Genomic DNA, 3,676 nt, shown 5'->3' on the forward strand with positions numbered 1-3,676 from the left:
CAGGAAAAACTGGATGCCCAGAGAGACCGGATCATTCGGGAAGCCAATGAAAAGGCCGGTCGTATCCTTCAGAGTGCAAAAGATTATGCGGATGAAACTATGCGTAATTTCCGTAAATTCGGAAAGGAAAATATTTCTGCATCCGAGATGGAAAAAGAGCGTGAAAAACTGCGCCAGAAGATGGCAAAGACCTCTTCTTCCGTTTCTCTGGAAAAGGCAAAACCAAAGAAGGCTTATAAGCCGTCCGACTTTAAACTTGGCACCGCCGTCAAGGTGCTCAGCATGAATCTGACCGGAACTGTTCATACTCTTCCGGATTCAAGAGGAAATGTAGAAGTACAGATGGGAATTCTCCGGTCCAAGGTTCCGATCACTGATCTGGATATCATTGACGAACCGGTTTCCTATGTTTCCAAACAGACACGCCGCACTTCATCCGGAAAGATGAAGATGGGCAAATCACTGAGCGTGAGCCCGGAGATCAATCTGATCGGCCGGACGACAGACGAAGCAGTTGCTCTGCTGGATAAATATCTGGACGATGCTTATCTGGCACATATCAGCCCGGTCCGTGTCGTACACGGAAAAGGAACGGGCGCGCTCCGCAATGCTGTCCACCAGTATTTAAAGAGACAGAAACATGTCAAGTCCTACCGTCTCGGCGCTTTTGGCGAAGGAGACGCAGGAGTTACTATCGTTGAATTCAAATAGGGAGGAAGTTATGACTACAAAACAGAAAATTTTAATTGTAGACGATGATGAAAATATTGCCGAATTGATCAGTCTTTATCTGACCAAGGAATGTTTTGATACCCGTATGGTCTATGACGGAGAGGAGGCGCTGAAGGCTTTTGATTCCTATCAGCCGAACCTGATCCTTCTCGACCTGATGCTTCCCGGCATTGACGGTTATCAGGTCTGCCGGGAAATCCGTTCCAGATCCAACGTACCGATCATCATGCTTTCAGCCAAAGGGGAGGTCTTTGATAAAGTACTCGGTCTGGAACTCGGTGCCGATGATTATATCATCAAGCCGTTTGATTCCAAGGAGCTTGTGGCCCGTGTTAAGGCTGTGCTCCGCCGTTACCAGCCGGCAAAGCCGGAAAGTCCGGACCCGTCAAAGGGAAAATGTGTCGAATATCCGGGAATTTCCATCAATCTTACCAACTACTCCGTAGTTGTCGATGGACAGCGCGTGGATATGCCGCCAAAGGAGCTTGAACTTTTATATTTTCTTGCCGCTTCCCCGAATCAGGTCTTTACAAGAGAGCAGCTTCTTGATCAGATCTGGGGATATGAATACATCGGGGATACCCGTACCGTGGACGTCCATATCAAGCGTCTCCGTGAGAAAATCAAAGATCACAGCGGGTGGGGCCTCAGCACTGTCTGGGGAATCGGATACAAATTTGAGGTAAAATAAACAATGCACAGCAATCTCTACCTGAAATTTATCATATTGTATATTATTTTCGGTTTTTTAAGCCTTTTCACAGCTGCCACACTTGGAGCACAGCTTATTCTCGATACCATCCGTGACGAGGATGCATCCAGGCTGTACCGGGAAGCAACCATTCTGGCAACCGACTACCTTACTGATTATTATTCGAAAGAGACTACCGCTTCTTCGACGAGGGCAATGCTGAACGGAGTAAATGTCTATCTGGAAGCGGATCTCTGGCTTACGGATACAGAGGGAAATGTATTATTGTCCGTTTCCTCCTCCGGCTCCGCCATAGTTCCGGAGCAGATCCGTGACTTTGATCCGGCGGAATCCGGAGGTGAACAGTATCTGACCGGCGATTATCATGGATATTATTCAGAAGAAGTTCTTACCATGATTGTCCCGGTAACAGAAGGATTTTCCACAAAAGGATATCTTATCGTACATAAGCCGGTCTCCTATTTCGAGGATCAGCAGCACAGCATCATGCATTCCGTTTATATCACTCTGGCTGTCATTTATCTGCTTTCGTTTACAATCTTCCTCGGTATTCATCTGATTATTTATCTGCCTCTGCGCAAGATTACGGAAGCTGCCAAACAGTACGCCTCAGGGAATCTGGACTATGAGATCCCGGTAAATTCACAGGACGAAATCGGATATCTTTCCGCTTCGCTGAACTATATGTCCGCTCATCTCAAAGATATGGAGGATTATCAGAAAAAATTTGTTGCCAATGTGTCGCATGATTTTCGATCCCCTCTGACTTCCATCAAGGGATATGTGGAGGCAATTGCCGATGGTACAATCCCGGTGGAGCTTCAGAGTAAATATCTGGGTATTATTCTCTTTGAAACGGAACGTCTGACAGACCTGACACGGGATCTTCTGACGCTTAATGAATTTGATACAAAGGAGCTTCTTCTGAACAAGGAATCCTTTGATCTCCATGAAATGATCAAGCAGGTAGCCGCCTCCTTTGAAGGAGCCTGCACATCCAGGAAAATATCCATCGAACTCCTGCTTGCTTCCAGGGTCCTCTACGTCCATGCTGATCACAGCAAGATCCAGCAGGTACTTTACAATCTGCTGGATAACGCCATCAAATTCAGCAATCCACAGTCTACAGTCACAGTGGAGACAACGGAGCGGGGAGAGAAAGTTTTTGTTTCTGTTAAAGATTATGGAATCGGTATTCCGAAAGAAGATCTCAGTAAGATCTGGGAACGTTTCTACAAAAGCGATCTTTCCCGCGGAAAAGACAAAAAAGGAACCGGCCTTGGTCTTTCCATAGTCCGCGAGATTATTCAGGCACATAATGAAAATATCAATGTTATCAGTACGGAAGGAGTCGGAACGGAATTTATCTTTTCCCTCCCGAAGTCAGATAGCGGCAAATAAGTTTTCGTCACAAATTTATACCAAAAAAACGGGCGGATCCCTTCTCTTTCAAAGGAATCTGCCCGTTTTATTGTTCGGTTTCCGCTTTATATTTTAAGAATTAGTACAGCATGTTTTTGATTGCTGTCTCTTCCATATTGTCCTGTGTTACCCATGCATAGCCGGTATCGACGTTTGCCTCATTTGCCATATCAAGCGCCGATCTTGCTGCAGCTACTACTGTAGCATAGCCCATACCGTATGGATTCTGTACGATCAATCCATCGACCTTGCCGTCCTCGAGCGCCTCTGTCAGTGTCTCTCCTCCATCGAATCCAATCAGCCGGATGTCATCACTCTCTGATGCTTCACATGCGTCAATCAGCATCTTGGTCGTCTCTTCATTGGCTCCAATGCATCCTTTTGCATTAGGGTGCTCCGCCAGAATCTGCTGAATCACCTCTTCGTCTGTCACATCCTCGGCTGCTTTTCCAAGTTTCTCAGCGGTTCCCTCTTTCATGCTGTCCAGCTCGTCCATGTAATAGATACCGGACACCGTAATGTTCGGGTACTGTGACTGGAACTGGCTGATCATTCCTGCCTCTCTTTGCTTGGCAGAACCGGAAATATTATTCTGAATGAAAAGAAGTACTTCTCCCTGCTCATTTAACAGCCCCGCCATCTTATCTGCCGCTGTAGCACCTGCCTCCTGATTGTTCGTGGAAACAAGCATAAGCCCCGGATAATCACTTGGAGAATCCATCCCGACAACCGGAATATTATTTTCCGTAGCCAGGTCAAACTGTACCTCACATGCAGTCTTATCTATCACTGCAATGCCGACAGCAACCG

Annotated in this window: 4 protein-coding genes; 3 read left to right on the top strand and 1 reads right to left on the bottom strand. The window is 46.5% G+C overall.

The annotated features are described in order from the left end of the window. The 3 genes from WJ238_RS08040 to WJ238_RS08050 form a co-directional block, all read left to right on the top strand. A partial coding sequence (locus WJ238_RS08040) for a Smr/MutS family protein (protein WP_337606636.1) occupies positions 1-711 on the top strand: 711 nt, incomplete at its 5' end. A 10-nt stretch (positions 712-721) separates the two neighbouring features. Beyond that, on the top strand, positions 722-1,423 hold the full coding sequence (locus WJ238_RS08045) for a response regulator (RefSeq protein ID WP_118637583.1): 702 nt from the start codon (positions 722-724) through the stop codon (positions 1,421-1,423). 3 nt (positions 1,424-1,426) lie between these two features. Continuing rightward, a complete protein-coding gene (locus tag WJ238_RS08050) occupies positions 1,427-2,845 on the top strand; it encodes a sensor histidine kinase (protein WP_087166699.1) in 1,419 nt (472 codons plus the stop codon). A gap of 100 nt (positions 2,846-2,945) precedes the next feature. Here the strand turns inward: WJ238_RS08050 and WJ238_RS08055 are convergent. Continuing rightward, positions 2,946-3,676, bottom strand: a 731-nt coding sequence (locus tag WJ238_RS08055; protein WP_337606638.1) for a substrate-binding domain-containing protein, incomplete at its 5' end; no start/stop codon positions are given.

The organism is Claveliimonas sp., from assembly GCF_037273965.1.
GTDB classification, from domain to species: Bacteria; Bacillota; Clostridia; order Lachnospirales; family Lachnospiraceae; genus Claveliimonas; species Claveliimonas bilis.